At 63.8% G+C, this 1314-nt stretch carries 1 protein-coding gene; it reads left to right on the top strand.

The genetic code is table 11. The features are described from left to right. Window positions 1-1314: dynamin family protein (locus L691_RS0109130; protein ID WP_025690137.1), on the top strand; the 1314-nt coding region annotated here is incomplete at both ends.

Below are 1314 nucleotides of genomic sequence, written 5' to 3'. Positions count from 1 at the left end.
CGCGGCCTGGCGGCGCGCGCGGCGGACCTCGCCGGCGGCCGGTTCACACTGGCGCTATTCGGAGCATTTAGCGCCGGCAAATCCTCCTTCGCCAATGCGCTGCTTGGCGAAGAGGTGCTGCCCGTGTCTCCCCATCCCGCCACGGCGGCGGTGAACCGCATCCTGGCGCCGGAGGGACCGATGCGGCACGCTACGGCCGAGGTGGCGATGAAGAACCGGGAAGAGATGTGGGATGATATCCGCTATTCTTTTGGCGTGCTTGAGCTGGGAGAACCGTCGCCTGGGACTTGGGCGGACGCGGTATCTGAGCTGCCCGCACGGGGCTTGCACCCGTCGGCGCTGCCCCATGCCGGATTCCTGAGGGCGGCGGCAAAAGGCTGGAACGAGGCGGAACCTCTTCTCGGAACAGTGCGTACGGTAGAGCTTGACGAGTACCGCAAGCTCGTCGCCGAGGAGAGCCGAGCCTGCTTTGTGCGGAGTATCGACCTGTACTACGCCTGCCCGCTGACAGACAGCGGAATTGTACTGGTGGATACGCCGGGGGCCGATTCCTTGCACGCCCGGCATACCGGCGTCACCTTCGCCTACATGAAGGAAGCGGACGCGATTTGTTTCGTCACCTACTACAATCACGCTTTCTCGAAGGCTGACCGCCAGCTGTTGTCGCAGCTCGGGCGAGTCAGGGAGAGCGGTGCGCTGGACAAAATGTTCGTCATTGTCAACGCTTCCGACCTTGCGGCGGATGAGGCTGAGCTGGCGGAAGTGAAGGAGCATGTCGCCGGCAGCCTGCGCTCTGCGGGGCTGACGAATCCGCGTATTTACACAATTTCCAGTCTTCAGGCGCTGCAGGGCAAGACTGGGGGAGGTCTTCCGGTTTACGAAGCCTCCCGGTTTGCCGCCTTTGAGACGGCGCTATGGCAATTCGCCGGAGAAGAACTGCCTGCTCTGTCGCTGAGGGCGGCCATGGATAGTCTGGCATCCGTCCGCCGCCAGGCAGAGGAATGGCAGGAGATGGCGCTTAGGGCCGATTCGGAGCGGGAGGACGAGATCCGCCGCATGGAAGAGCGCCGCCGGGCAGCGGATATTAGGCTTGCACAGTTGGAGGCTGAAGAGCGCCCGGCGCGTGAGCTGCGGCGTGAGGGAGGAGAACTGCTGTACCATGTACATCAGCGGCTCGGGTTCTCGTTTGGCCGGATGTTCCAGGAATCCTTTCATCCGTCGCTGCTGCGGGACGAAGGCGGCGGGCTGAAGGAGATCTTCGCCGCCTGCGGACGTGAATTGTGGCGTACCGCAGGCCGGGAGCTGGAGGCTGAG

It is taken from the genome of Paenibacillus zanthoxyli JH29 (assembly GCF_000520715.1).
Lineage (GTDB): Bacteria > Bacillota > Bacilli > Paenibacillales > Paenibacillaceae > Paenibacillus_AQ > Paenibacillus_AQ zanthoxyli.
The sequence above is the reverse complement of the archived record's forward strand: the minus strand, read 5'-3'. Positions and strand labels throughout refer to the sequence as shown.